Consider the following 24,260-nt stretch of genomic DNA (forward strand, 5'->3'; position numbering starts at 1 on the left):
GTATCCGCATGGTCTAACTTTCTGAATGATAAAACATTTTCTGGCTTTCGCCAAACCGGGTGATCTAGCCGATCCGCGCGCCACAGGGCGCGCGACAATTCGTTATCCGATGGCCCCCCGCAAATCAGCCAACAGATCATCTGCATCTTCCAGACCAATGCTCAATCGGATCAGACCGGGCGTGATCCCCAGTGATGCACGTGTTTCCACCGGCAGTCGTTGATGGGTCGTGGTTGCCGGATGGGTGGCGATTGATTTCGCATCACCCAGATTGTTGGAAATCACGAAAACCTCCAGCTTGTTCAATAGCTTGAACGCCGCGTCCTGACTGCCTGCATCAATCGCAATCACGGTCCCGCCCGCACCCATTTGTGCTGCAACCAACGCATGTTGCGAGTGGCTCGCCAGACCCGGGTAGATCACATTGCCAAGCGTGCCGTCAGCCTCAAGCGCCTCGGCCAGCCGCTGCGCCGTCGCGGCCTGCGCACGCACGCGCAATTCGATGGTCTCAAGCCCCTTAAGCATCAACCACGCGGTGAACGGCGACATCGAACCGCCGGTATGTTTCATATAGGGTTCAACGGTGCCGCGAATAAAGTCGCGCGCTCCCAAAATGACCCCGCCCAGCGCCCGGCCCTGTCCGTCAATATGTTTGGTGGCCGAATAGACAACCACATCAGCCCCTTGCGCAATTGCATCGGAAAAGACCGGCGTCGCAAACACATTATCCACAATCACGGTGGCATCCACGGCATGCGCGAGTTTTGAAACGGATTTGATATCAACCACATCAAGGGTCGGGTTCGCGATGCTTTCGAAAAAGACCGCCTTGGTCTCGGGCTTGATCGCGGCCTTCCATGCATCCAGATCAGTGCCGTCAACGAATGTCACATGGACACCGAAACGGGGCAGGATTTCCTCAAGAATATACAGGCAGGACCCAAAGAGCGCCCGCGCCGACACAACGTGATCGCCCGCCCGCAACATAGCGGTCAACGCGCCATTGACCGCCGCCATGCCAGATGCGGTGGCAAACGCATCCTCGGCCCCCTCAAGGGCCGCGATCCGGTCTTCGAACATCGCAACGGTCGGATTGCCGTAGCGGGCATAGATAAATTCGTCATCGCCCGCCTGAATAAACCGCGCCTCGGCTGCTTCGGCCGTCTCGTAAACGAAACCTTGGGTCAGGTAGATCGCCTCACTGACCTCGTTATACTGGCTACGGCGGATGCCTGCATGGACCGCCTTGGTCCGCTTTTTCCACGTCTTCATATCTTATCCCTCGCGCCGCTTGTGGCGCATTAAAAAACCCCGACACCGGGAAAAGGTATCGGGGTCAATCCCGCATCCTCTTTAGCAGCATATTTAACGTGGCCTGCAATCCGGTAACAAATCACCACGACGTGAGCCATACGCCCAGCCAATCACGCAGTCAATCCTGACGCGGGCTTGTTCTTTGCGCGAACGCTGCCATTCTGCGGCCAGACTTCACAAAGGACAGCCCATGCAACAGCCCATTGATCTCTATTTCTGGCCCACACCCAATGGCTGGAAAATCTCTATCGCATTGGAAGAGATGGGCCTGCCCTATAAGTTGCACCTTGTGGATATTGGCGCTGGCGACCAGTTCAAACCGGATTTCCTTAAGATTGCGCCAAACAACAGAATGCCTGCAATTGTGGACCATGACGGGCCGGGTGGTGACCCTGTCTCCATTTTCGAATCCGGTGCCATCCTGCAATATCTGGCCCGCAAGACCGGTCAGTTCTACGGCAAATCGGAGCGGGATGGATTGTTGGTGGATCAGTGGCTGATGTGGCAGATGGGCGGTCTGGGGCCGATGGCCGGCCAGGCCCATCACTTTCTGAAATATGCCCCGGCGATGGACCCACCCAATGATCTGCCCTACGCCAAGGATCGCTACCGGAACGAGACAGCCCGGCTTTATGGCGTTCTGGATCGGCAGCTTGCGGATAATCGGTTTGTTGCGGGTGATTTCTTTTCCATCGCGGACATGTCGATCTGGGGCTGGGCCTCGTTGTGGGAAGGTCAGCAACAAACGCTGGATGACAAACCGCATATGGCTCGCTGGCTGGAAGAGGTCAGCGCCCGCCCAGGGGTGCAGCGGGGACGCGCGCTGGCGGCCGAAAAACGCGGTGATTTCCGCAAGGACGCGAACGCACAAAAAACGCTTTTTCAGCCCAAAACGTAACGAATTGTTAGCGCTGGCTGGGTAAAACTGACTTCGATCAAATGTGAGATTGAAGATGCAGTACCGCCCACATCGCTATAATACGCAATTCCCGCTGACGCTGCTGACCCCTGCCGGCGAACAATCGGCCCGTGTCGTGGACATCAACAATGACGGCGCACGATTGGAAGGGCCCAAGGCCTTGCGCCGGGGTGACAAGGTGCAACTCAACGTTCTCAGCCACCGGGTGGAAGCGGTTGTGCAATGGGCATTTGGTGGGCGCGCAGGCATCAGTTTTCGCCCCAAGCTAAGCGACGATCATGTCGACACGCTCCGTTTCAGGCGTGATGGGCGATCGGGCTACCGGCGCGGCAGCGTTGGGTTTGTCGAGATGCGGTAATCCGGTTGATTGCGGGCGCTTGCCACGTTACGCAACGCAAAAATGCACCGCTTTCCGCTGGCTTGCCATCAGTCATTCTTCAGAGGTTGCGGGATCCTCGATCAGGTATTTCTGCAAACCGATTATCTGGACCCACAGGAAAACAAACAAAACGGCGGGAAAGGCGAATGTTTCCAACTTGACCCATAGATCGGTTGATTGGGTTCGCCAGATCAGCTCATTTGCAACGGCAAGCGCGATGAACATGAATGTCAGGCGACGGGTGAAAATCATCCAGCCTTCTGGTTTCATGGGCAGAAATTCGTCCATGACATATTGCAGATAGCTTTGTCCGCGCAGCAGACCAATGCCCAATATGGTGGCCATGAACCCGTAGACAATCGTGGTTTTCATCTTGAAGAACCGCTCGTCATTGAACCAGGCGGTCAGCCCCCCGAAAAAAATGACCATGAAGGCCGTAAAGATTTGCATCCGGCTCAACTTACCGGTCAAGAACCACAATGCCGCCATCGCAGCCAGCAGGATGGGCACAAAGATCAGTGCGGCCACGATAAAGCCGGTATATTCGGTGCCGCCAAAAATGAAGGTATCGTCCTTGATCCGCAGATAAATCAGGAAGAAGGCAACCGTTGGCCCCAGTTCCAGAACCTGTTTCAAAACCGGATTGATCGTTTTCTCTGCCATCGGATCCTCTTGCTATCCTCCCATTTCAACGATCACGGCGCCCAGTGCAATAAGCGCCATCAAAAACAATCGGCGGGGCCCCACTTTTTCGCCCAGAACGAACCAGCCAATCAATGCAGCAAACACAGTTGATGTCTCGCGCAGTACGGCAGCCTCGCCCACCTTGTCCAGCCGGGTTGCCAACATGATCCCACCAAAGCTGACCCATGCGATCAGCGCACCTGCCAACCCGCGCCACAAAAGTGGCCCCAATACCGGCGGGCGGGCCATGCGCCGGTAGCGCCAGGTTGCAAGCAATGGAAAGTCCAGTGCGGTCACAAAAAAGAACCAGGCCAGGAAGGTGAAAGGGTCCGGTGTCTGCCGGATGCCATACGCGTCATATGTTGTGTAGACGGCTGTCAGGAACCCGCAGACAAGCGCCCAGATCAATCCAATCCGCAATGCATGCGGGTCGATCACCTCGTCCTTGAGGTTACGCAATGCCAATAGCAGGATGCCCCCCGACAAACAGCCGACCCCAACCCATTGTACCCCCGTGAAAATCTCGCCAAAAATTGCACTGGCAGCGATCACCGTAACCAGCGGCCCGGTGCCACGCACCACGGGGTAGACCACCGTATAGGCCGCCCGATCATAGGCCAGCGCCATCGTCACCTTATAGGCAAAATGGACCACGATCGCCCCCAGCAGGATCAAGCCGGTCGTCAAGTTTGGCCAGGGGACCACAAACAGCGCAATCGGGGCCGACAGGATCGCAAGCCATCCGTCGATGGCCCCGCGCGTCAGCCACGGATCATGCCGCCCCTTTTGCAACGCACCAAACACCGCATGTGCCAGCGCTGACATCAGGGCAAGACCCGTTGCAAGGCGCGCACCCTCGGGTGTCCCCGCAAGCGCCACGATCCAGTCGCCCATCAGGGTGTCACACGTTCAAATGGGTCAAGGATCACGACACCCTATTCCAGCCCGACAAGCGCTGCGGCAAACTCTTCGGGGTCGAATGGTGCCAGATCGTCGATTTGCTCGCCCACCCCGATGGCATGTATCGGCAGCCCGAACTTGTCAGCCAGCGCAACCAGAACACCACCCTTGGCGGTCCCATCGAGCTTGGTCATCACAAGGCCGGACACATCGGCCAGTTCCTGAAAAACCTTGACCTGCTGGACCGCATTCTGTCCGGTCGTCGCATCCAGCACCAGCAAGGTATTATGCGGCGCGTCGGGGTCTTTCTTGCGAATGACCCGGACGATTTTCGACAGTTCCTCCATCAGGTCGGCCCGGTTTTGCAACCGGCCGGCGGTGTCAATCATCAACAGATCCGCGCCATCCGCCTGTGCCTGGGTCATCGCATCAAAGGCAAGGCTGGCAGGGTCCGACCCTTCGGGTGCGGTCAAAACCGGCACACCGGCCCGGTCACCCCAGACCTGCAATTGTTCAACGGCTGCAGCCCTGAACGTATCACCCGCCGCAATCACAACTTTCTTGCCCGCGGCCCGGAACTGACTAGCCAGTTTTCCAATCGTCGTGGTCTTGCCCGATCCGTTGACCCCAACCACCAGCACCACTTGCGGCGTTTTCGCATAAAGCGGCAGAGGCCGGGCAACTGGGTCCATGATCCGGCTGACTTCCTGCGCCATCAACTGCTTGATCTCGGGCACTGACAGTTTCTTGCCAAGCCGTCCTTCGGCCATATTGGCCGTCACGCGCAAGGCCGTATCCACGCCCATATCAGCCGTAATCAGCAATTCCTCAAGCTGTTCGAGCATGTCGTCATCCAGCGTCCGGCGCACGACTGTTTCGGTCTCACCTCGCCCGAACATCCGGCCAAGAATGCCCGACTTTTCAACCGGTGCAGGCGCCGTATCCTCGGAGAGGGGTGCCGTGATATCCACATTCAACGCAATCGGTGCCGGTGCGGGGGCCTCTTCCACCACATCGGGCACCACCTCCGGGATGTCGTTGTCAACACTTTCAGGCGGCGTGACATCCGGCACGGGGTCCGCAAAAGGCGTTTCGTCGGGCGCGGGCGTCGGTTCGACCTCTGCGACAGGCGGCGCAGGGTCGGCCTGTCCCACTTCTTCTTCCTCGCCACCGTCGCTGACAATCGCATCAAGCCCTTCGTCGATCTTCGACGATGACTTGAACATCCGGTTCTTGAGTTTCTTGAAAAACGACATTGTGAGACCGCCCTTTCGTCCTTAGCCTTTGATCTAGCGATGATCGGGGCGATTTGAAAGATGACATCGAAAATGCGCGTATTGACGGGAATTGTGACTGGTTGGCTGTGCATGGGCGCCGCCCTGCCCGCTGCGGGGCAGACCGGCCCTGTCTGCGAACCGGAACAGCCCGTGCAGTTTCAGACCCATCAGCTGTTCGATCACGACGCCGTCAACCTCTACGCCTCTGCGTTCACGGCTGCTGATATCCTGCCCATCATCGACCAATCGGCGAGCCCGGCGCAGGAATATGGGTTTGGCGTTGCAATCCGCGCGATGCTGACCGAGCAGCTGGAGGCATACCCCGCCGCCGCGCGCGATATTCAGATCCTTGGCCTGCTCGACCGTGAAAGTCGCGGCAATTACGGGCTGTTGCGGATGCTGACAATGCCAAGTGCCGGTTATTTGCCGCTTTACCGCGACGGCCTGTCCGCCTTTGATCAAAGTGACCGCCTGCGCCTGATTGATGCGGCCATCGCGATATTGGGCGGCCCCGACAAATCCCCGATGGAGCGCAGGGCGATATGGCAACCCAAAGACGCAGACATGCCTGACCCCCGGATTGATGATGCCATCAAGGCGCTGTCTGACGAATGGCAGGCGCTCCCCCCGTTATGGGAGGTCATGTTGGACCAGATTGCGGCAGATCCTAACTTGCGCAGCTACTATGCGGATCGCCGGGCGGATGCGGGGGATGATCAACGCCGGGGGCAGATGCTGCAAAATGCATGGGCCTGTTTTGGGGCCCCATGGCAAACGCCGCAGCAGGCGGACGCAGTGTTTGATGCAGGTCCCGCCGCCCAGCGCGACATGGTCTTGCTCAGCATGCTGCTGGGCGAAATCTACAATGGCGGCGCAGGACAACTGGTCGACAATTACGCGGGTACAATGATCCCGCAAATGCGCCAGATTTTGCTGGATGGCGGTCTACGGCAAGAGGGCGCCGCGCTGACCACCATCATGGCCCTGTTTGATACCCCCTACCCGCGCGATACGGTCATGCGCCGGATGCAGATGTCCCGGTGGACGGCTGACCCGGATTGGGACGCGCTGACCACACAGCTACCCGATACCAACATCAACGAATTGATTGACCAGATCGGCAAGGCCGCCGGTCTTTGGCCGCTATCGCCTTAGATTTCGTCCTTGAAATGCGCCATCACCAGTTTGATCGGATTTGGGGCCGCCTGCCCCAGACCGCAGATTGATGCATCCGCCATCGCGGTGCAAAGCTCGTCCAACAAGGGTTGGTCCCACGCATCCGCCTGCATCAGTTTCACCGCCTTTTCGCAACCAACCCGGCACGGGGTGCATTGCCCGCAACTTTCATCCTCGAAAAAGCGCAACATGTTCAGAGCCGCATCGCGTGCCTTGTCCTTGTCGGACAGAACAACAACAGCAGCCGAGCCGATGAATGTTCCCAAAGGCTGCAACGTGTCGAAATCCAGCGGCACATCGTTGATGGAGGCAGGCAACAGCCCCGAGGACGGCCCACCCGGCTGATAAGCCTTGAACACATGCCCCTCCGCCATGCCCCCGGCCGCATCAATGATATCGGTGATGGTGGATCCTGCTGGCAAAAGATAGACGCCCGGCTTGGCCACCCGGCCAGAAACCGAATAGGACCGCAGGCCCTTGCGCCCGTTCTTTTCGGTTCCGCCCAGCACATCAGGGCCTTCCCGGCAAACGCGCGCGACCCAAAGCAGGGTTTCAACATTGTGGACAAGCGTCGGGCGGTTAAAGACCCCTACTTGCGCAACAAAAGGGGGCCTATGCCGGGGAATACCGCGCTTGCCTTCGATGCTTTCGATCATCGCGCTTTCTTCGCCGCAGATATATGCCCCCGCGCCACGGCGCAGATCAATATACCCCTCGGCGACAATGCCGGCAGCCTCCAGCGCCGCGATTTCCGCGCGCAGAATTGCAAGCACTGCGGGATATTCATCGCGCATGTAGATAAAACAGGTCTCGGCCTCGACCGCCCACGCGGCGATCAGCATGCCTTCGAGAAAAAGATGCGGCGTCCGTTCCAGATAATAGCGGTCCTTGAACGTGCCGGGCTCGCCCTCATCCCCGTTCACGGCCAGATAGCGGGGGCCGTCATTGGCGCGCACAAAGCCCCATTTCTTACCCGAGGGGAAGCCCGCGCCGCCCAACCCACGCAGGCCAGACGCCAGAACCTGATCTTGCACTGCCTCCCAATTGCCGGTCTCACGCAACTGTTGCAGCACCTGATAGCCGCCATCGGCCATATAGGCATCATAGGTCTGATAGTCCGGAATATGCGCATGCGTGTCACCTGTGGCAATCGCAGCCTCGACCTTGGCGACGGTTGCGTGGTCCACGTGATTGTGCCCAAGTTCCAGAACCGGCGCTGTGTCGCAGCGGCCCATGCATGGCGCGCGCAGGACGCGCACCTGTGATGCATCCAGCCCATCCTGAAGGGCCGACATCAGTTGCTGCGCCCCGGCCAGTTCGCATGACAGGCTGTCACAAACCCTGATGGTCAGTTGCGGTGGCGGCGCTTCGTCTTCCTTGACCACGTCAAAATGGGCGTAAAAGGTCGCGACCTCGTAAACTTCGGCCTGCGACATGCGCATTTCTTCGGCCAGCGCCCGTAGATGGGCGGCGGACAGATGCCCGTAAGCATCCTGGATAAGGTGCAGAAACTCGATCAGCAGGTCGCTCCGACGGGGGTGATCACCCAGCAATGTCCTGACCTCGGCCCAGGCGGCATCGTCCAGCTGCCGCCCCTTTGGGGTGTGCCGTCCCTTGCCCTTGCCCGATTTCCAGACGCCTTCGCGTTGATCAAGTGCCATTGCGCGTTCCTTTTTCTATTGCTCAGCAACATAGACGGCGGTCGGGACCCAAACCATTTAAAAACGACACCGCAAGCGGCCAATACGCGCAAGAGACGGGTTTCTGCTGACGAAAGAAGAAACCCGTGTTAACGATCCGAAACATGAAATCGCCGCTTGCCCTTTTTGCTGTCGCCACGCTGACACCTGCTGTCCTTATCCTGACGGGGGCTGTACGTGGTGGGGCGTGGATTCTGCTGGCAATCCTGTTTCAAACGGCCCTGACCAGCATTCTTGACCGCTGGGTGCACTATGTCAGCCCCGCGCGCGCGACGCCGACCGGCGGTGGATTGTCGATCATGCTTGCATTGGTGCATTTTGCGGTCCTGCCGATCACGGTGATGGCATTGGCGGCGGACCATTTGCTGTCACTTGAAAAGGTGGGGTTGTTCTTTGCCGCCGGGTTGTTTCTGGGCCAGGTCAGCCATGCAAACGCGCATGAGTTGATCCACAGACCCACAAAGCTGGCGCATCGGCTTGGCATGTGGGTCTATATCTCGATCCTGTTTGGCCATCACACATCGGCCCATGTGCTGGTGCATCACCAGCATGTCGCAACCAGCGATGACCCCAACACGTCGCGCCGTGGCGAAGGGTTTTACCGGTTCATGATCCGGGCCTGGATCGGCTCTTTCAAGCAGGGATTTGCGGCAGAGCAGGCGCGGCTGGCCCGGATCGGTGCGCCGTTCTGGCGCAATCCGTATCTGGTTTATGTTGGCGGCGCTGTGCTGTTTATCGCCATTGCCGCCCAATTTGCGGGCCGCGGTGGCGTGGTCGCCTATATCGGCCTTGCAGCCTATGCGCAGACCCAGCTGCTGATGTCGGACTATGTTCAGCACTATGCGCTGCACCGGGCCAGGCGCGATGATGGCAAGCCCGTCCCCGTCAACGCAACACATAGCTGGAACAGCCCGCATTGGTTTTCCTCGGCCCTGCTTTTGAATGGCACACGGCATTCCGATCACCACGCGCATCCAGCGCGCCCCTATCCTGCACTTGATCTGCCAGAGGATGCCCCCATGCTTCCCAAACCCCTGCCACTGATGGCCGCCATCGCCCTTGTTCCGCCGCTTTGGCGACGGGTCATGGACCCGCTGGCCGAAAGGTGGGCGCATGCGTAGCCTGATCATCTGCCTGTTTTTGACCACACCGGTCGCGGCACAGGATCGTATGGATGCTGCGGCCTTTGACGCCCATGTGACCGGCCGCACCATCACCTTTCGCACAGCCCAGAACCCCAGTTTCGGGGTCGAGCGTTACCTGCCCGGTCGCCGGGTGATGTGGTCAACCTTTGACGGAACCTGCGCCTATGGCGTCTGGTTCGAAAGCAAGGGCGACATTTGTTTTCGTTACGAGGATGACCCCGAGCATAAGTGCTGGGCCATCTATGACGAGCCGGGCGGCATTCGCGGTGTCTTTACCAATGTTCCAAACGGCACAGAGATTTTCGAGATCCCCGATCGTGAAGATCCGCTGATCTGCAATGATCTCTCCTCCTGACCCCGCACCTGCGCTATTGGCGGATTTTGGGGTATCTGATCCTGTCTTTGTCGCAAAGTCGGGGATCGCCACCGTGTGGAAGGTCCGTCACGGCGATGGTTTTGCAGCTCTCAAACGATACGACGATGGGGATATCAAGGATGAAGGCCCCGGGTTTGCGCTGGCGCAGGCGCTGGACGGCGTGGGCATGGCGCGCGTCTTTGCCTTCCGCGCTGGCGCAGCACTGCTGGAATGGCTGGACGGCCCCTCGCTGGGGGATATGGCCCGAGTTGGCCGCGATCTGGACGCCGCGCAGATCATTGCCGATGTAGCAGCACGCGTTCATGCAGGAACGCGCGATTTGGCGATCAGCTTTGGCACTGTCGCAGACAGTTTTGTGCCGCTGCTGCAGCTAAAGCCCGCCGATGACCTTGACCCGGTGCTGCGGCATGATCTGGCGCGCTGCATCACCCTCGCCACGCATTTGCAAGAGACCCAAGGCCCGCAAATCCCCCTGCATGGCGACTTGCATCATGACAATATCATGCGGGGGCCGCGCGGTTATCTGGCCTTTGACGCCAAAGGGATTCTGGGCGAGCCTGCATTCGAATTCGCCAACACGTTTCCCAATCCCGTTGGCATCGGTGACGTCGCCTATGATCCTGCCCGCGCCTTGGCGCTTGCCGATATCTGGGGGCGCAGCACAGGTGCCGCGCCATTGCGCCTGCTGCAATGGGGCGCTGCCCGGTCCGCGCTGTCATATGCGTGGGGGTCCGATTTTGGTATTGTGTCAGAGCCGCGAATGATCCGGACATTGCTGATGGCCATCGACATCAAAAGCGCTGGATAAAGACCTGTTACTAAATCAGCTTTCCCTGCGAATCATCACGCACCACGACGCGCCCATCGGCAAATTCGACCTCCAGATGTGTTGCTGCATTGGCCGCCGCCTTGTCGGTGACAACGGCACCGTCGCCGCGAACAACAGCATAGCCGCGCTTTAGCGTTTCGACATATCCAAGAGTTTCGCGCAGCCGATCAAGCGCATCCAGCCGCGCCCGGCGTTCCGCCTGCTGGCGACTGGCGCGATCTGACAAGCGCCGCGACAGCGTCTCTAGCCGCTCTGCCTGATGAGCCACGCGTTGGTCGAGCAGTGCAACCCGCAAACCGCGTAAAGCTGTCTCGAATGCCTGCCGCTTGTCGCGGGATTTGCGGGTCAGCGCAGGGGTCAGACGATTGGCCAACCCGTCCAGCCGACGGCGATCTTCGGCAACGCGACGCGACAGGATAGACGGGCGCAACGATGCTTCGGACAATTTCAACCGCTTTTGCGCAGCCGCCCCACGCAGTGCGGCTGGCAGCCTGTCGGACAGATAGTCCAGCCGCTGGCGCGGTCCTTCGACCAGGCTATCAACCTGCGGCAATGCGCGCGCCAGATCGCGCAGACGCTGCTGGCGTTGTTGCAGCCCGTTGGTCAATGCCCGCGACAGGCGCGCGCCCTGCTGTTCCGACCAGGCCAACAACTCCAGCCGGACAGGAACAGCCAGTTCCGCAGCCGCCGTCGGCGTCGGCGCCCGCTGATCCGAGACAAAGTCAATCAGGGTCGTGTCCGTCTCGTGGCCTACAGCAGAAATCAGCGGGATATCGGACGCCGCCGCCGCGCGGGCAACAATCTCTTCGTTAAACCCCCACAAATCCTCCAAGGATCCGCCGCCGCGAGCCACGATCAGAAGGTCAGGCCGCGGCAAGGCCCCGCCAGGGGTCAGATCATTGAAACCCTTGATGGCGGCGGCCACTTCGGGCGCACATTTCTGCCCCTGTACAGCGACCGGCCAGACCAGCACCTTGCGCGGGAACCGGTCCCGCAACCGGTGCAGAATGTCCCGGATTACCGCGCCAGATGGCGATGTGACGACCCCGATAATCTCGGGCAGGAACGGCAGGGGCTTCTTGCGTTCGGGCGCAAATAATCCTTCGGCCTGCAATTGCGCCTTGCGCTTTTCAAGCATGGCCATCAATGCGCCAGCCCCGGCTGGCGCCACATCCTCGATCACCATCTGGTATTTGGATTGGCCAGGAAAGGTGGTCAATTTGCCGGTGGCAACAACTTCCATCCCTTCCTCGGGGCGGTGGGCCAGGGCCTGCGCCCTGCCCTTCCAGATCACGCCGGCCAGCACGGCCCGGTCATCTTTCAAATCCAGATAGATATGTCCGGAGGCCGGGCGCGACACACGCCCGATTTCGCCCCGCACGCGAACATGTGAAAACCCGCCCTCAATCGCCTTTTTGACGGCCCCCGAGATTTCAGCAACGGAAAACTCCGGGGTGTTGTCCGCCGGTCCGTCGTCAAAAAGATCGTTCAATCAGTCACCCCCCGGCATTGAGGTTCTGCAAGGGAAGCGATGAGAACTTCCATTTCAGAAACATACTGCCGGTGATAACAAAAGCGCCGAAAGCCGCAAACAAAAATGACCCGATCAGAACCGCAAGGGCAAATGCAGTCACGCCAACCGACCACATCAGAAAACTGGACAGATTGACAGCGCCCACATCTGGATCTGGCCAATACTGGACCTGGGCCCGACCAAAGGCCAAGGCGTAATATTCCAGCGTCCGCTCGTAGGCGGGATCTTCTTCGACGGGGGGTTGATCAGGAAGCCGGTACAATGTCCGGCCAATGATACGCGGGCAGAAATCCTCGAAATAGGCCTTCTCGTCTTCCATATGCAGGCGCCAGACGACGCTGACGATGGGTGACGGGGCCAGCGTTTCGCCGGTGCTGCCCAGCAAATACATAAAACGGCGGTATTCCTCGACCAATGTGTAGCACACATCAACCGAGTGGCCGGTTTCCTCGCCCAGCCGGTCAACCAGTGAGCGTGAAAGAGGGCGTTCGTGGAAACTGTACCCCTCCAGCCGGTGCCAGAGTGCACGATCACCAATATCGTATCGCATTTGTCTTACCTGCCGCGCCAAAAGCGCCCCCAGTGCTAGCGTTAATCCCTATCGCCGCCGCGACCAAGCCGGGTGATCAAAAACAACGCTTGCGTGTTCAAGTCGTCACACAAGCCTGCAGACAATCCATCAGCTGACCATGTCCCCCAACAGTCAGCATCCGTGATGGTTGTCCCTTTGATCCGCATCGTCTATCCGCGTGGCGTAATGCACAGTTTACTGCAGATCTTGGCAATTTGAGGGCAAGCGGCGATGAATATTCTGATCCTGGGCGGCGGCGGGCGTGAACATGCGTTGGCTTGGGCGATCAAGCAGAACCCGAAATGCGACCGGCTGATCGTGGCGCCGGGCAATGCCGGTATCGCCGCAATCGCGGATTGCGCAGATCTCGATATTCTTGACGGCGATGCGGTCGCAACCTTCGCCGAGGAAAACGCCATTGATTTCGTCGTTGTAGGCCCCGAGGCCCCGCTGGCCGCAGGTGTCGCCGACAGGCTACGTGACGCGGGCCTGCTTGTCTTTGGCCCATCCGGTGCCGCAGCGCAGCTAGAGGCGTCAAAGTCCTTTACCAAGTCGATTTGCGATGCGGCAGGCGCCCCCACGGCAGCCTACGCACATTTTACCGACGCGGATGCCGCCCGGGCCTATATCACGGCACAGGGCGCGCCTATTGTCGTGAAGGCTGACGGGCTTGCCGCAGGCAAGGGCGTGATTGTCGCCATGACCGAAGCCGAGGCATTGGCTGCCATCGACGACATGTTTGACGGCAGCTTTGGCAGCGCTGGCGCCGAAGTGGTCATTGAAGAATTCATGGATGGCGAAGAAGCCTCGTTCTTTGTGCTATGTGACGGCGATACCATTCTGCCACTGGGGACGGCCCAGGATCACAAACGGGCCTATGACGGCGATACCGGGCCAAATACTGGCGGGATGGGGGCCTATACCCCTGCGCCGGTGATGAGTGATGAGATCACGCAAAAGGCGCTCGATGAGATTGTCCGCCCCACCATGGCCGAAATGGCCAAACGCGGGACGCCGTTTCAAGGTGTTCTGTTCTGCGGACTGATGATCCAGAACGGGCAGCCGCGACTGGTTGAATATAACGTCCGCTTTGGCGATCCCGAATGCCAATGCCTGATGATGCGGCTTGGCGGGCAGGTTCTGGACCTGTTGCAGGCCTGCGCAGAAAAGCGGCTGGCCGACATCCAGGCCAATTGGGCCGATGATCATGCCATCACCATTGTCATGGCCGCCAAGGGGTATCCGGGCGCTTATGCCAAAGGGACGGTGATTGGCGGGCTTGATAGCCAACCGCAGGACAGTTTTCACATGGTGTTTCATGCAGGCACCGCCGCAAAGGACGGCCAAATCACCGCAAATGGTGGTCGGGTTCTTGGCGTCACAGCCCGGGGTGCGACCCTCGCCGAGGCCCATGAAAAGGCCTATGCAATGGCGCAGGGGATCGACTGGGATGGCGGTTTCTATCGGTCTGACATCGCTTGGCGGGCGCTCTGAAACCCCGTCACCCCTGCTGCCCGCGATAGCCCGATATCCATCTTTGGATGGATTGTCTCGGACGCCCGGGTCGGCATAGCCTTGGCTTAAGCGCGGGCTGCCGCGATCACGGCCGTCCGGGATGGCAGTTCCAATCGTTGCAGTATCGCGTGAACATGATCCTTCACGGTGCCAAGTGAAATGCCCAGAATATCCGCAATCTGTCGATTTGACCTGCCCTCGACAATCAGTTCAGCAACCTGCCGCTGGCGTTTGGTCAGGTTGGCGAATAGCTGCGCCCCCGACTGTGGTGCGGCCAGTGTCACCAAAGGCACACCGATCGCTGCACTTGCCTCCAGATCAATGCGAAGTCGCATGCCGGGCCGCGCGATCTCGGCCAAGGCGGCGATCGTCTTGGGCGGGATCGTCCCGTCAGGAACCGCGCGAAGGTCGCGCAGCGATACCGACAGCGCCTTTAGCGTTTTTTGATCAACTCCCATTCAAGGACACCTCCATGCATTCCATGCCGCTTGAAATCACCAACTTCTTTCTTGCCATGCAGGCCGGGCCGTCCGGCCTGCGCATGTTGCAAGACATGTTTGCACCAGACGCCGAATATAGCGAGCCGTTTTCCGGCCAATCGGCCCCGCATAAAGGCCCCGCCGCGATCATTGCCGCTTTTGAGGCCAGCCGCACGGCCGATTTTGATGATTCCGTCATTCATTTGGGCGCAGTGAATGTCCAAGGCGAGGTCATCACCGTCGACTGGACATGCTATTCCAGGGCCATTCCGGGCGGCCAAGGTAGCGGCAGCAATGTCTTTGTGATCCGCGACGGCAAGATCGCCTCTTTGACCACCACGTTAAAGATGGATGGCCAGCCATGAAAAACCCCGACGTTGATGCATGGCTGGACGCCTACGACAATCCAATGAAACCCGTGGTAGAGGCACTGCGTGAGGTGATCCTGGATGCTGACCCGCGTGTCAGCGAAACGATCAAATGGCAGGCACCGACATTCGTCTACAAGGGCAACATCGCCAGCTTTTTTCCACGATCAAGGAAACATGCGTCGCTGATGTTCCACAAAGGGGCGGACATCCCCGGTGATTTCCAAAACCTGATGGGCGATGGGAAAGACGCGCGCAGCTTCAAGGCTGCCACATTAGAAGAGGTGGATCAGAAATCAGCTGAACTGCGCGCCATCATCAAAGCATGGTGTGCGCTGCAGGACGCAGACTGACCTGAGAAACAAAAAAACCGCGCATATTACATGCGCGGCTTTAACTTTGATCGGATGATACGGCCTAGGCCGCGCGACTAACCAGAACGGAATCGATTTCCGCGGCCGCCGCATTCTCATCATTGCCGGCAACAGCGGCAATTTCGCGGGTCAGACGCTCAAGCGCTGCTTCATAAAGCTGACGTTCCGAATAGCTCTGCTCGCGCTGGTCGTCCTGACGATGCAGGTCGCGCACAACCTCTGCGATGGCGATCAGATCGCCGGAATTGATCTTTTGCTCGTATTCCTGCGCACGACGGGACCACATGGCCTTTTTCACCTTGGCCTTGCCGCGCAGTGTTTTCATCGCATGCGATACGACATCCGGTGTGGCAAGTGCCCGCATGCCCACTTCGGTCGCCTTGTGGGTGGGCACCCGCAGGGTCATCTTGTCTTTCTCAAAGGAGATGACGAAGAGTTCCAGTTCGAAACCGGCCACTTCCTGCGTCTCGACAGAGACGATCTTGCCCACGCCATGTGCCGGATACACGACAAACTGCTCTGGGCTAAACTCGCTTTTCTTACTGCTCATGATCGTCCTTTCTTCGGATCATCGTCACAGACGACAAAAAACCGGCGGCAACGTCACGTTACCGTCGGGTACATCTATCGTCTGGTTGGATCAAATTGTTCGCAACATTGGTAACAGTATATCACAAAAACCGCATGCGCGAAAGTGCCGCTGGTCCAGGCGCTTTACCACTGAAAACAACGGGTTCCGGCGCCGTAGCAGCCGAATCAGCCGCCCTCGCCCGCCGCTTCGGAAAACAGTTCCATCTTGCCCTCTTTGCCGTCCATCTCATCGGCGGTGGGCAGCGGATCTTTCTTGGTGATGATGACCGGCCACATCTCGGAATACTTGCGATTGAACTCGACCCATTTTTCCATATCCGGCTCTGTGTCCGGGCGGATCGCATCTGCGGGGCATTCTGGTTCGCAGACACCGCAATCAATACATTCGTCAGGGTGGATCACCAACATGTTTTCCCCTTCGTAGAAACAGTCTACGGGGCAGACTTCGACGCAGTCCGTATATTTGCAGGCGATACAAGAGTCGTTGACGATATAGGTCATAGAGGCATCCGATTAGCTAACCGGGCCTAGCTAGGACAGACGGCGGCCACGTTCAAGGTCCATTGGAGGATTGATGCCGCTCTGCGGCATCACGTTCACTCGACTGCTGGGCACCCAAGCATCGCGCCACCGCCCCGTGACCATGTGAGCCGATCCAACCGATGACATTCCGCCTAAGTTTTCGGCGCCGCAAGCTGGCACGCAAAATCTCTAGGTCAATAAAATTTTATGAAATTTTTTCCAGAATCTTCAAAATGCCCACAGTTTTGGCATGATTCGCCACATATTTGCCCAAAATTTAAGCGAGGAGAGGATCGAACCATTAATGTAGAGAGTTTCAGATGAGTAAGAAATTTATCGGAGTCGCTTTGCTCGCTGCTCTGGCCGCGGGGCCAGCGCAAGCGCAACAGGCTTCCTCGGGTGTCTCCCCCTTTGTCATGAACACGATGTTCATTGTTTTCTGCGGCGTCCTGGTCATGTGGATGACGGCAGGTTTCGCAATGCTCGAAGCCGGCTTTGTTCGCGAAAAAAATGTCGTCACGCAATGCGCAAAGAACATCGGTCTCTTTGCCATCGCATCAACCGCGTTCGTCCTCAGCGGCTATGGGCTGATGTTCCCGAACGGGAACTGGATGTTGCCGGGCATTATGGGATATGGCGGATCCATCGAGATTGCGAATGTCGTTGAAGGCAGATCCGATTTTGTCGGTCGTGGCCACGCAGCGGCCAGTGACATCTTCTTTCAGTCAATGTTCTGCGTCGCGGTCGCGTCAATCGTGTCCGGCGCGGTTGCCGAACGCGTGAAACTGGCATCATTCTTCATTTTCACAGCCGTTTTGACGGCAATCATCTATCCGATCCAGGCCTCCTGGACCTGGGGCGGTGGTTTCCTTGCATCTGAACTGGGGTTCAGAGATCTGGCTGGCAGTACAGTTGTTCACGTCGTTGGTGGCGTTGCCGCCCTGACCGGCGCGTTGTTCGTCGGCTCGCGTGAGGGGCGCTTTGTTGATGGCAAGAAACTTGCGCTTGGCAACTACTCTTTGCCGCTGGCAACAGTTGGTACACTGATCTTGTGGATGGGGTGGTACGGGTTCAATGCGGGCTCTTACCTGAGCTTCTCAACCGATGGGGACGCTGCCAACGTGGCCCGCATCTTCATGAACACGAACCTGGCTGCCGCAGGCGGGGTCATTGTTGCGGCCTTCGTATCATACCTTCGGAAGTTCCGCTTTGATCTGTCCTACATGCTGAACGGTGCCCTTGGTGGCCTGGTCGCCATCACGGCAGAGCCGCTCTTTCCGGCGCCAATCTGGGCGTTTGCGGTTGGCATGGGCGGCGGTCTGATCGTCTTTTGGGCCAATCAGCTTCTGGACTACTTCAAAATTGATGACGTTGTTGGCGCCATCCCGGTCCACTTGTTCTGTGGCGTCTGGGGCACCATCGCTGCGGGTTTCACCAACCCCGAAGCATCCGTTCTGGGGCAGCTATCCTCGGTCTTGATCGTTATTGCCTATGTTGCAGTAACCACCAGCCTTGTCTGGATCGCACTGAAGGAAACGATTGGTCTGCGCGTCACAGCGGCCAAGGAAGCCTATGGCATCGACAAAAGCGAATTTGTGCAGGATTATTGATCGCTGCAAAAGTTGTTGTGGCCAGGGTTTTTCCTTGGCCACAAATACAGGCCCTCGCCTGTCATTATTAGTCAGTGAGGTTGCTGCCAGAGGCGCGCAATCTTGTTTCGGAGTAAGACAAATGAAAATGCTGACCAGTGGTTTTGCAATATCGCTAGCGATTTTGGCAACCGATGTGAAAGCTGACCAAATGCTGATGGTTGATGGTGAAGAATATTCGCTGTCGTCCCTGACGGAAAATTGCCAAAGCATTACCGACGACCCTGCAGCACAGATCGCCTGTTTCAGCGCACTGTCCAAGCTGATCGAAGAGCAGGCAGCAGACGCCCAGGAAAACCAGGTTTCCGTGCCGCAAGCCCTGGATGCCTTACGGGCGGTGGCCCAGTATCAGGACGCCGATTCAGGTCTGTCGATTGCTGGTTCTGACTGCAATATCCATACCGTCTATTTCAACAACTACTTTCATATCAGCCGCCGCAACGTATCGACCATTGACCTGTTCAGCGCCCAGTTTGACGCCTCAAAGCTGCTCTTTGATCAGACCGTCAAGGCCCAAGGCACACAGGCCCCCTTGTCAAAGGGGTTCATGGATGCCGGCGCAAATGCGGTGGTCCGCGGCGGTGTGGAATTGGATTCGACGCTGGATAACTTTGCCCCCATATCGGCCCGAATGACGCTTGACGTTTACGCAAATGAAGTTGTCGGCCAGTTGCCAGCCGTGCAAGCGCAGGCATTCGACTTTGTTCTGGTCCATCCGCAGCGCAGCCAGTCCAGCGTGGAAATCTGGACCGCTTTCGAGGCCTTCGTGAACGCATGCAAATAGTGGTCGCGGGCTGGCATGTCTGGCATCGACTGCAAAGGGCTGAACCGCCACGCTTTGGATCGTCAAAGCGCATGTTGACCTAAAACGGTGTAAACCTGCCAACAAGATCGTCACGTTAGGGGCTTTATCCCAGCCCCATATCGCGGCGATCTTTTTTTGTGGGGCGCCCGCCCTTTTCGTATTTTGGGTTGGCCCCGCGCGCGCCATCGGGTCGTTCCTTGGGGGCCGGGGTCAGGTCTTCATACAGGGCTTGTGCTTCGGGTGCAGGCCCGCGCCTGTCGCCGCAGGCAAGGATCCGTACCACTTTGGTTTCGCGTGCCTGAATGAATGTCAGCACATCCCCCGGCCCGACAGATCGGGCTGGTTTGCTGACCGGTTGGCTGTCCACCCGGACCTTGCCTGCGGTGACCACCCCTGCCGCAAGGCTGCGCGACTTGAAGAAACGCGCATGCCACAGCCATTTGTCCAGCCGGATCGTCTGCCGGGCGGGGTTGGTCAATCCTTCTTGAACCCTGCCAGCGCCGCGGCAAAGGGATTGTCTGGATCAATCTGCTTTTCGCGCTTTGGCTTGGCCTGATAGCTTTGCGGCTTGTTGCCGCCACCCGGCTTGGGCTTGCCCCGTCCTTTGGGTTTGCCCTTGCCACGCGGTTTGTCGCCTTGCGGACGCCCGCCCTGCCGCGCGGCGCGGCCGCCCCATGTGAAGGTATAAAAGACCTCCATTTCCGGGCCAGTGTCCGGGGCTTCCAACGGCGTCTCAGCGGGGGCCGCATCGGTGGGCGGAACAACTTCCGTAGGCGCCCGGCTTGGGATTTCGGCTGGTGTTTCTGTCGTCTCGGGCGTTGGTGTCGCAACGGCTTCGGTTGCGACGGCCTTGACCTTTTCGCGCTCGTCCTTAGCGGCCTTGTAACCCAGTCCGGTCATCAAATCGGCAAATTGGTCCAGCGTCATGCCAGTGATCGACAACATGTCGGGGTTGGCCTCGAACCCGCCGCGGCTATCCTTGTCGCGCAGCATATCAGCCAGACGTTCGAGCATGTCGATACGGATCGCCCGTTCACCCGCAGCCCGGTAGCCGGACATTGCGTAATAGCCCGGGGTCGCATCCTTGGCCGCCGGGACAGTGACCAAGCCGGGCGGCGGGCTTTCTGGGAACTCTGACAACCCTTTGGACAACGACCACAGCACCAGCCGCAAACGGGTTGGCGCAGGTTTCAGCAGCAATGGCTGAAAAATCGTGAACTGGCCAAATCGGACCCCATGCTTGCGCAGCGCGCCGCGTGCATCCTGATCCAGCGCCTTGACCTCATCAGCGACTTCACCCCGGGGAATGATGCCAAACCCCTCGGCCATGCGGTAGGCAAACCCTTTGGCCGGCCCTTCGAGGGTTTCGTCATTCTTGAGCGCCAGCAATCCCTCAAAGCCCGCAGCCACCTTGCGATCAATGAAATGCTGCAAGCGGCGTTGCACCTTTGTGGCCACGTCGGGGCCAGCCTCGTCATCAACAAAAGCCTCGACACCGGGCTTGAAAGGATCGGAACCGGCGACAAGCTTGCCCACGGCCTGATCACCCCACATCAACCCGCCTTGCTCGGTAAAGTCGATCTCGGGATCGGGCGCGTTGTAAAAGCGATCCGCCAAAAGGTGGAATTGCGGTGCCAATGCCTGAACGGACGCCTGCCGCAGCGTTTTCGCCTCATCCGGGCTGCCAGCCTTGTCCATCCGAAACCGGAACCCTTCGAGCCGCCCAACGAATTCACCTTCGACGGTCACTTCACCTTTGTCGTTCACCTCAGCCACAAGGCTCTCCTTTTGTTTGAGCCGGCGAAGCAGAATGCTGGTCCGCCGGTCCACAAATCTTTGCGTCAATGCGCCATGCAGCGCATCTGATAGTCGATCTTCTACCGCGCGCGTTTCCTCGCGCCAATGAGATTCGTCAACCAACCACCCTTTGCGTTGGGCGACATAGGTCCATGTGCGGATATAAGCCAATCGTTTCGACAAGGCGTCAATGTCACCATCGGGCCGGTCGATACGCCGCACCTGAAGCCCAAACCAATTGGCATCCACATGGCCCAACTGATGCAGGTCATGAAAAATATGCGTCAGCAGGTTAGCGTGTTCCCCCGCCGATATGCCCCGAAAATCCGGCACACGACAGACATCCCAAAGCAATCTGACAGATGGCCCATCAGTGGCCCGCGCCAATACTGCGGCATCCGCCGCCAGGGTCTTGAGTGCGCGCAGGTCGTCACTTTCGCGCACCCGGGTCAGCCATGTGTCGTCTGTTCTGGCTTCGAGATTGGCGATCAGCCGCTTGACCGATCCAAACTGCAGGTCGCTGCTACGCCATTGCAATTTCTTGACGGGCTGGAACCGATGATCGCATATGGCCTCTGCCACCGCATCATCCAGCAGCGGCGCTTCACCTGTCACGCCGAAGGTTCCGTTATCCACATGTCGGCCGGCCCGGCCAGCGATCTGGGCCAGTTCCTGCGGCTGCAAATGCCGCATCTTGCGCCCGTCGAATTTGGTCAGCGAGGAAAAGGCGACATGGCTGATATCCAGGTTCAGCCCCATGCCGATGGCATCTGTGGCAACCAGATAATCCACATCGCCATTCTGGTACATTTCAACCTGCGCGTTGCGGGTACGTGGGCTAAGCGCGCCCATGACAACTGCAGCACCGCCTTTGGTGCGGCGCAACAGCTCTGCGATCGCATATACATTTTCAACAGAAAAACCCACAATTGCGGATCTTGCGGGCATTCTGCTTATCTTTTTCGAACCTGAATAGGAAAGTTGCGACATGCGCTCGCGGCGCATGAATTGCGCATCCGGAACCATCGCAGCAATCGCCCCGCGCATCGTTTCGGCCCCAAGAAACAGCGTCTCGTGCAGGCCGCGGGCATGTAACAGCCGGTCTGTAAAGACATGCCCGCGATCAGGGTCCGCGCAAAGCTGGATTTCATCCACCGCCAGAAAATCGCAGCCCATCCCATCGGGCATCGCCTCGACCGTGCAGACCCAATATGCCGCCCGCGGCGGTACGATCCGCTCTTCCCCTGTGACAAGGGCGACGACAGAGGGGCCGCGCACAGCAACGATCCGGTCATAAACCTCGCGCGCCAATAACCGCAGCGGCAGGCCAATGACGCCCGTCCGGTAGGACAGCATCCGCTCGATCGCGTAATGCGTCTTGCCGGTATTCGTCGGGCCGAGAACGGCCGTGATCCGGGAGGCTAACATGATCTTCCCCGCCAAGAGAGGGTGGGCCTAAAGCGCCTGTCCCTCAAGCTGCACTTGCAAAACGTCGATTGCCTCACGGGTCTGGGCGGATTGCGGGTTGATTTCAAGGATAAGCTGATAAAGTTCCAGCGCATCTGCCGGACGCTCCAGATCCTGCATGATGGTCGCCAACCCGCGCATCGCCTCGAAATGACGCGGGTTCAGGCGCAGAGTGGTGCGGATATCGGCCAGTGCCGGACCAACCAGCCCGCGCAAGTAGTAGGCCGTCGCACGGCCAAAATAGCCGGACGCAAAATCAGGCGCATGATCAACGAGCGCTGAATAATGTTCCAGTGCGGCGTCTGTATCGCCTTCTTCCAGCGCATCACTGCCACGGCGCAGCAGCAGATCCATGGCCGGTGAGCCACTTTTTTCCCATTGCGCGATGATCCGCTGTTCGACCGCCAGATAGCTTTCCGCATCGGCGTCTAACAGCTCTTGATAAAGTTCATCCAACGCGGTTTGTTGCGCGAACGCAGGTAAGGAAAACCCCACTCCCAGAAAAAGTGCCGCAACGATATATTTGAAGCGATGTGTCAACGTCGTCATATGCCTAATGTAGCGCGCTGTGCTCGCAGCACCAGAGGCGTAACGGTCACTTCATCAAGATAAGGACGAAAAACTGATATGAGCGACGTAGTAACCGAGGCGGTCGCCGCCCTGAACGCAAAAATGGACGGTGCCGGTTTTGACGGCAGCGCGAAATTCGTCATCGAGGGCGAAGGCTCTATCGTGATTGACAGCGATGGCGCCCATGCCGGTGACGAAGAAACCGACGTGTCCCTAACCGCCAGCACTGAGACGTTCAAGGCCATCCTTGATGGTGAATTGAACCCGACGACAGCTTTCATGACGGGCAAACTGTCTGTCGATGGCGATATGGGTCAGGCGATGAAGCTTTCCGGCGTTCTCGGCTGACGATGGACATCGCGCCCCTCTTTGCCGATATCGCAGATGGACCCGGCGGGGGTAGCGCCCATTGGCTGCAGACGTCCGATGGCCTGCGCATTCGCGTCGGCCATTGGGCAAAACCCGATGCAAAGGGAACGGTCCTGATCTTTCCGGGACGCACCGAATTTGTCGAAAAATACGGCCACGCAGCCCAGGCATTGGCCGATCGCGGATATGCCAGCCTTGCCATTGACTGGCGCGGGCAAGGGATTGCTGATCGGCTTCTGGATAACCGGGCGATTGGCCATGTGGGCCGGTTCATCGACTACCAAAAAGATGTCGACGCAGTGATTGCCCATGCCAACGCGCTTGACCTGCCCCGCCCCTTCTTTTTGATCGGGCATTCCATGGGCGGCTGTATCGGCCTGCGCGCCCTGATGGATGGGCTGGAGGTCAAAGCCGCGATGTTCTCGGCCCCGATGTGGGGGATCCAGATGTCCATCGCACTCCGCCCGGTGGCGTGGGGGCTGTCATCCATGAGCAAATCCTTCGGCTTTGACGAGGCACTGGCACCCGGTCAGTTTGAACAATCCTATGTGCTGCGCGCCGACTTCCCGACTAATACGCTGACGAACGACAAGGACATGTTTGACATCCTGCGCGGGCAACTTCACGCGCAACCCGATCTGGCTCTCGGCGGACCGTCGCTGCGATGGCTCAACACATCCTTGCGCGAAATGCACAGACTAAGCCTGCGGCCAGCACCAGCGGTGCCCTGCATCACGTTCCTTGGCAGTCAGGAAGCCATTGTTGACCCGGCCCGGATCAAGTCACGCATGCATGATTGGCCGGGTGGTGCGCTACATGTGATTGCGGGCGGACGGCATGAGATGATGATGGATGCACCAAACATCAGGAATACAATGTTCGACCAGACCGCTGCATTATTTGACGCCAACAGGTAGCTTGGATCAAGATCCAAGCGACGCCCAAAGCGC

At 58.6% G+C, this 24,260-nt stretch carries 26 protein-coding genes and 1 riboswitch; of the genes, 13 read left to right on the forward strand and 13 right to left on the reverse strand.

Annotated elements, in window-relative coordinates; translation table 11 throughout:
- Positions 1–102 precede the first annotated feature (102 nt).
- Complete coding sequence (gene metZ / locus AABB31_RS07615) at positions 103–1,272, reverse strand: O-succinylhomoserine sulfhydrylase (RefSeq protein WP_342078712.1); 1,170 nt, start codon at positions 1,270–1,272, stop codon at positions 103–105.
- 60 nt (positions 1,273–1,332) lie between these two features.
- A riboswitch (SAM riboswitch) is annotated at positions 1,333–1,410 on the reverse strand.
- A gap of 94 nt (positions 1,411–1,504) precedes the next feature.
- Between metZ and AABB31_RS07620 the strand changes: the two genes are divergently transcribed.
- Together AABB31_RS07620 and AABB31_RS07625 are read left to right on the forward strand one after the other, a co-directional pair.
- Positions 1,505–2,212 carry a glutathione S-transferase N-terminal domain-containing protein gene (locus AABB31_RS07620; RefSeq protein ID WP_342078711.1) on the forward strand — a complete coding sequence of 236 codons (708 nt, stop codon included), beginning with the start codon at positions 1,505–1,507 and terminating at the stop codon, positions 2,210–2,212.
- Between the two features lie 55 nt (positions 2,213–2,267).
- Positions 2,268–2,591 carry a PilZ domain-containing protein gene (locus AABB31_RS07625; RefSeq protein WP_342078710.1) on the forward strand — a complete coding sequence of 108 codons (324 nt, stop codon included), beginning with the start codon at positions 2,268–2,270 and terminating at the stop codon, positions 2,589–2,591.
- A gap of 72 nt (positions 2,592–2,663) precedes the next feature.
- Here AABB31_RS07625 and AABB31_RS07630 read toward each other — a convergent pair whose 3' ends face one another.
- The 3 genes from AABB31_RS07630 to ftsY are packed head-to-tail and all read right to left on the reverse strand — an operon-like array spanning position 2,664 to position 5,452.
- Positions 2,664–3,275: an inner membrane-spanning protein YciB gene (locus tag AABB31_RS07630; RefSeq protein WP_342078709.1), complete on the reverse strand. Its 612-nt coding sequence runs from the start codon at positions 3,273–3,275 to the stop codon at positions 2,664–2,666.
- A gap of 12 nt (positions 3,276–3,287) precedes the next feature.
- Positions 3,288–4,190, reverse strand: coding sequence for a DMT family transporter (locus tag AABB31_RS07635; protein ID WP_342078708.1), 903 nt, complete (start codon positions 4,188–4,190; stop codon positions 3,288–3,290).
- Between the two features lie 41 nt (positions 4,191–4,231).
- Positions 4,232–5,452 carry a signal recognition particle-docking protein FtsY gene (ftsY, locus tag AABB31_RS07640; RefSeq protein ID WP_342078707.1) on the reverse strand — a complete coding sequence of 407 codons (1,221 nt, stop codon included), beginning with the start codon at positions 5,450–5,452 and terminating at the stop codon, positions 4,232–4,234.
- A 72-nt stretch (positions 5,453–5,524) separates the two neighbouring features.
- Between ftsY and AABB31_RS07645 the strand changes: the two genes are divergently transcribed.
- Positions 5,525–6,628 carry a hypothetical protein gene (locus AABB31_RS07645; RefSeq protein WP_373635591.1) on the forward strand — a complete coding sequence of 368 codons (1,104 nt, stop codon included), beginning with the start codon at positions 5,525–5,527 and terminating at the stop codon, positions 6,626–6,628.
- On the opposite strand, the gene AABB31_RS07650 is transcribed toward AABB31_RS07645, so the two are convergent.
- Positions 6,625–8,310, reverse strand: a complete 1,686-nt coding sequence (locus tag AABB31_RS07650; RefSeq protein WP_342078704.1) for an NAD(P)H-dependent oxidoreductase subunit E — start codon at positions 8,308–8,310, stop codon at positions 6,625–6,627. The genes AABB31_RS07645 and AABB31_RS07650 overlap by 4 nt on opposite strands.
- Positions 8,311–8,453: 143 nt before the next feature.
- On the opposite strand from AABB31_RS07650, the gene AABB31_RS07655 reads away from it, so the two are divergent.
- Genes AABB31_RS07655 through AABB31_RS07665 form a run of 3 tightly spaced genes read left to right on the forward strand, consistent with a single transcriptional unit; the run spans position 8,454 to position 10,678 of the window.
- Complete coding sequence (locus tag AABB31_RS07655; RefSeq protein WP_373635592.1) at positions 8,454–9,470, forward strand: alkane 1-monooxygenase; 1,017 nt, start codon at positions 8,454–8,456, stop codon at positions 9,468–9,470.
- Positions 9,463–9,849 carry a hypothetical protein gene (locus AABB31_RS07660; protein ID WP_342078702.1) on the forward strand — a complete coding sequence of 129 codons (387 nt, stop codon included), beginning with the start codon at positions 9,463–9,465 and terminating at the stop codon, positions 9,847–9,849. The genes AABB31_RS07655 and AABB31_RS07660 overlap by 8 nt, the downstream gene beginning before the upstream one ends.
- Entirely contained in the window at positions 9,833–10,678 is an 846-nt protein-coding gene (locus AABB31_RS07665; protein ID WP_342078701.1) for an aminoglycoside phosphotransferase family protein, read from the forward strand. Before AABB31_RS07660 ends, AABB31_RS07665 begins: the two co-directional genes overlap by 17 nt.
- A gap of 10 nt (positions 10,679–10,688) precedes the next feature.
- Here the strand turns inward: AABB31_RS07665 and xseA are convergent, their stop codons facing one another.
- Together xseA and AABB31_RS07675 are read right to left on the reverse strand one after the other, a co-directional pair.
- Positions 10,689–12,191 carry an exodeoxyribonuclease VII large subunit gene (gene xseA / locus AABB31_RS07670; RefSeq protein ID WP_342078700.1) on the reverse strand — a complete coding sequence of 501 codons (1,503 nt, stop codon included), beginning with the start codon at positions 12,189–12,191 and terminating at the stop codon, positions 10,689–10,691.
- Positions 12,192–12,195: 4 nt separating this feature from the next.
- The gene (locus AABB31_RS07675; RefSeq protein WP_373635593.1) at positions 12,196–12,783 is read right to left on the reverse strand and encodes a hypothetical protein; all 588 of its coding nucleotides are present in this window, start codon (positions 12,781–12,783) and stop codon (positions 12,196–12,198) included.
- Between the two features lie 252 nt (positions 12,784–13,035).
- Here AABB31_RS07675 and purD point away from each other — a divergent pair, with 252 nt between their 5' ends.
- A complete protein-coding gene (purD, locus tag AABB31_RS07680) occupies positions 13,036–14,298 on the forward strand; it encodes a phosphoribosylamine--glycine ligase (protein WP_342078698.1) in 1,263 nt (420 codons plus the stop codon).
- An 86-nt stretch (positions 14,299–14,384) separates the two neighbouring features.
- On the opposite strand, the gene AABB31_RS07685 is transcribed toward purD, so the two are convergent.
- On the reverse strand, positions 14,385–14,777 hold the full coding sequence (locus AABB31_RS07685; RefSeq protein WP_342078697.1) for a LuxR C-terminal-related transcriptional regulator: 393 nt from the start codon (positions 14,775–14,777) through the stop codon (positions 14,385–14,387).
- Positions 14,778–14,791: 14 nt separating this feature from the next.
- On the opposite strand from AABB31_RS07685, the gene AABB31_RS07690 reads away from it, so the two are divergent.
- Together AABB31_RS07690 and AABB31_RS07695 are read left to right on the forward strand one after the other, a co-directional pair.
- Positions 14,792–15,163 carry a nuclear transport factor 2 family protein gene (locus AABB31_RS07690; protein WP_342078696.1) on the forward strand — a complete coding sequence of 124 codons (372 nt, stop codon included), beginning with the start codon at positions 14,792–14,794 and terminating at the stop codon, positions 15,161–15,163.
- Positions 15,160–15,519, forward strand: coding sequence for a DUF1801 domain-containing protein (locus tag AABB31_RS07695; RefSeq protein ID WP_373635594.1), 360 nt, complete (start codon positions 15,160–15,162; stop codon positions 15,517–15,519). The genes AABB31_RS07690 and AABB31_RS07695 overlap by 4 nt, the downstream gene beginning before the upstream one ends.
- A gap of 64 nt (positions 15,520–15,583) precedes the next feature.
- Here AABB31_RS07695 and AABB31_RS07700 read toward each other — a convergent pair whose 3' ends face one another.
- Both AABB31_RS07700 and fdxA read right to left on the reverse strand, forming a co-directional pair.
- Positions 15,584–16,093, reverse strand: a complete 510-nt coding sequence (locus tag AABB31_RS07700; protein ID WP_342078871.1) for a CarD family transcriptional regulator — start codon at positions 16,091–16,093, stop codon at positions 15,584–15,586.
- 203 nt (positions 16,094–16,296) lie between these two features.
- Positions 16,297–16,632: a ferredoxin FdxA gene (gene fdxA, locus AABB31_RS07705; protein ID WP_342078692.1), complete on the reverse strand. Its 336-nt coding sequence runs from the start codon at positions 16,630–16,632 to the stop codon at positions 16,297–16,299.
- Between the two features lie 341 nt (positions 16,633–16,973).
- On the opposite strand from fdxA, the gene AABB31_RS07710 reads away from it, so the two are divergent.
- A complete protein-coding gene (locus AABB31_RS07710; RefSeq protein ID WP_342078691.1) occupies positions 16,974–18,263 on the forward strand; it encodes an ammonium transporter in 1,290 nt (429 codons plus the stop codon).
- Positions 18,264–18,384: 121 nt separating this feature from the next.
- Positions 18,385–19,086 (forward strand): hypothetical protein, encoded by a 702-nt coding sequence (locus AABB31_RS07715; protein WP_373635595.1) that lies wholly within the window; start codon positions 18,385–18,387, stop codon positions 19,084–19,086.
- Positions 19,087–19,210: 124 nt separating this feature from the next.
- Here AABB31_RS07715 and AABB31_RS07720 read toward each other — a convergent pair whose 3' ends face one another.
- From AABB31_RS07720 to AABB31_RS07730, 3 genes are read right to left on the reverse strand one after another with little or no spacing between them, the layout of a single operon-like run.
- Entirely contained in the window at positions 19,211–19,585 is a 375-nt protein-coding gene (locus AABB31_RS07720) for an RNA-binding S4 domain-containing protein (RefSeq protein WP_342078688.1), read from the reverse strand.
- The gene (locus AABB31_RS07725; protein ID WP_373635596.1) at positions 19,582–22,332 is read right to left on the reverse strand and encodes a helicase-related protein; all 2,751 of its coding nucleotides are present in this window, start codon (positions 22,330–22,332) and stop codon (positions 19,582–19,584) included. Before AABB31_RS07725 ends, AABB31_RS07720 begins: the two co-directional genes overlap by 4 nt.
- Positions 22,333–22,359: 27 nt before the next feature.
- The gene (locus AABB31_RS07730) at positions 22,360–22,920 is read right to left on the reverse strand and encodes a tetratricopeptide repeat protein (protein ID WP_373635597.1); all 561 of its coding nucleotides are present in this window, start codon (positions 22,918–22,920) and stop codon (positions 22,360–22,362) included.
- Positions 22,921–22,998: 78 nt separating this feature from the next.
- Between AABB31_RS07730 and AABB31_RS07735 the strand changes: the two genes are divergently transcribed.
- The gene (locus tag AABB31_RS07735) at positions 22,999–23,289 is read left to right on the forward strand and encodes an SCP2 sterol-binding domain-containing protein (RefSeq protein WP_342078686.1); all 291 of its coding nucleotides are present in this window, start codon (positions 22,999–23,001) and stop codon (positions 23,287–23,289) included.
- 2 nt (positions 23,290–23,291) lie between these two features.
- Entirely contained in the window at positions 23,292–24,227 is a 936-nt protein-coding gene (locus tag AABB31_RS07740; protein ID WP_342078685.1) for an alpha/beta hydrolase, read from the forward strand.
- Positions 24,228–24,260 lie beyond the last annotated feature (33 nt).

Source organism: Yoonia sp. SS1-5, assembly GCF_038443705.2.
GTDB classification, from domain to species: domain Bacteria; phylum Pseudomonadota; class Alphaproteobacteria; order Rhodobacterales; family Rhodobacteraceae; genus Yoonia; species Yoonia rhodophyticola.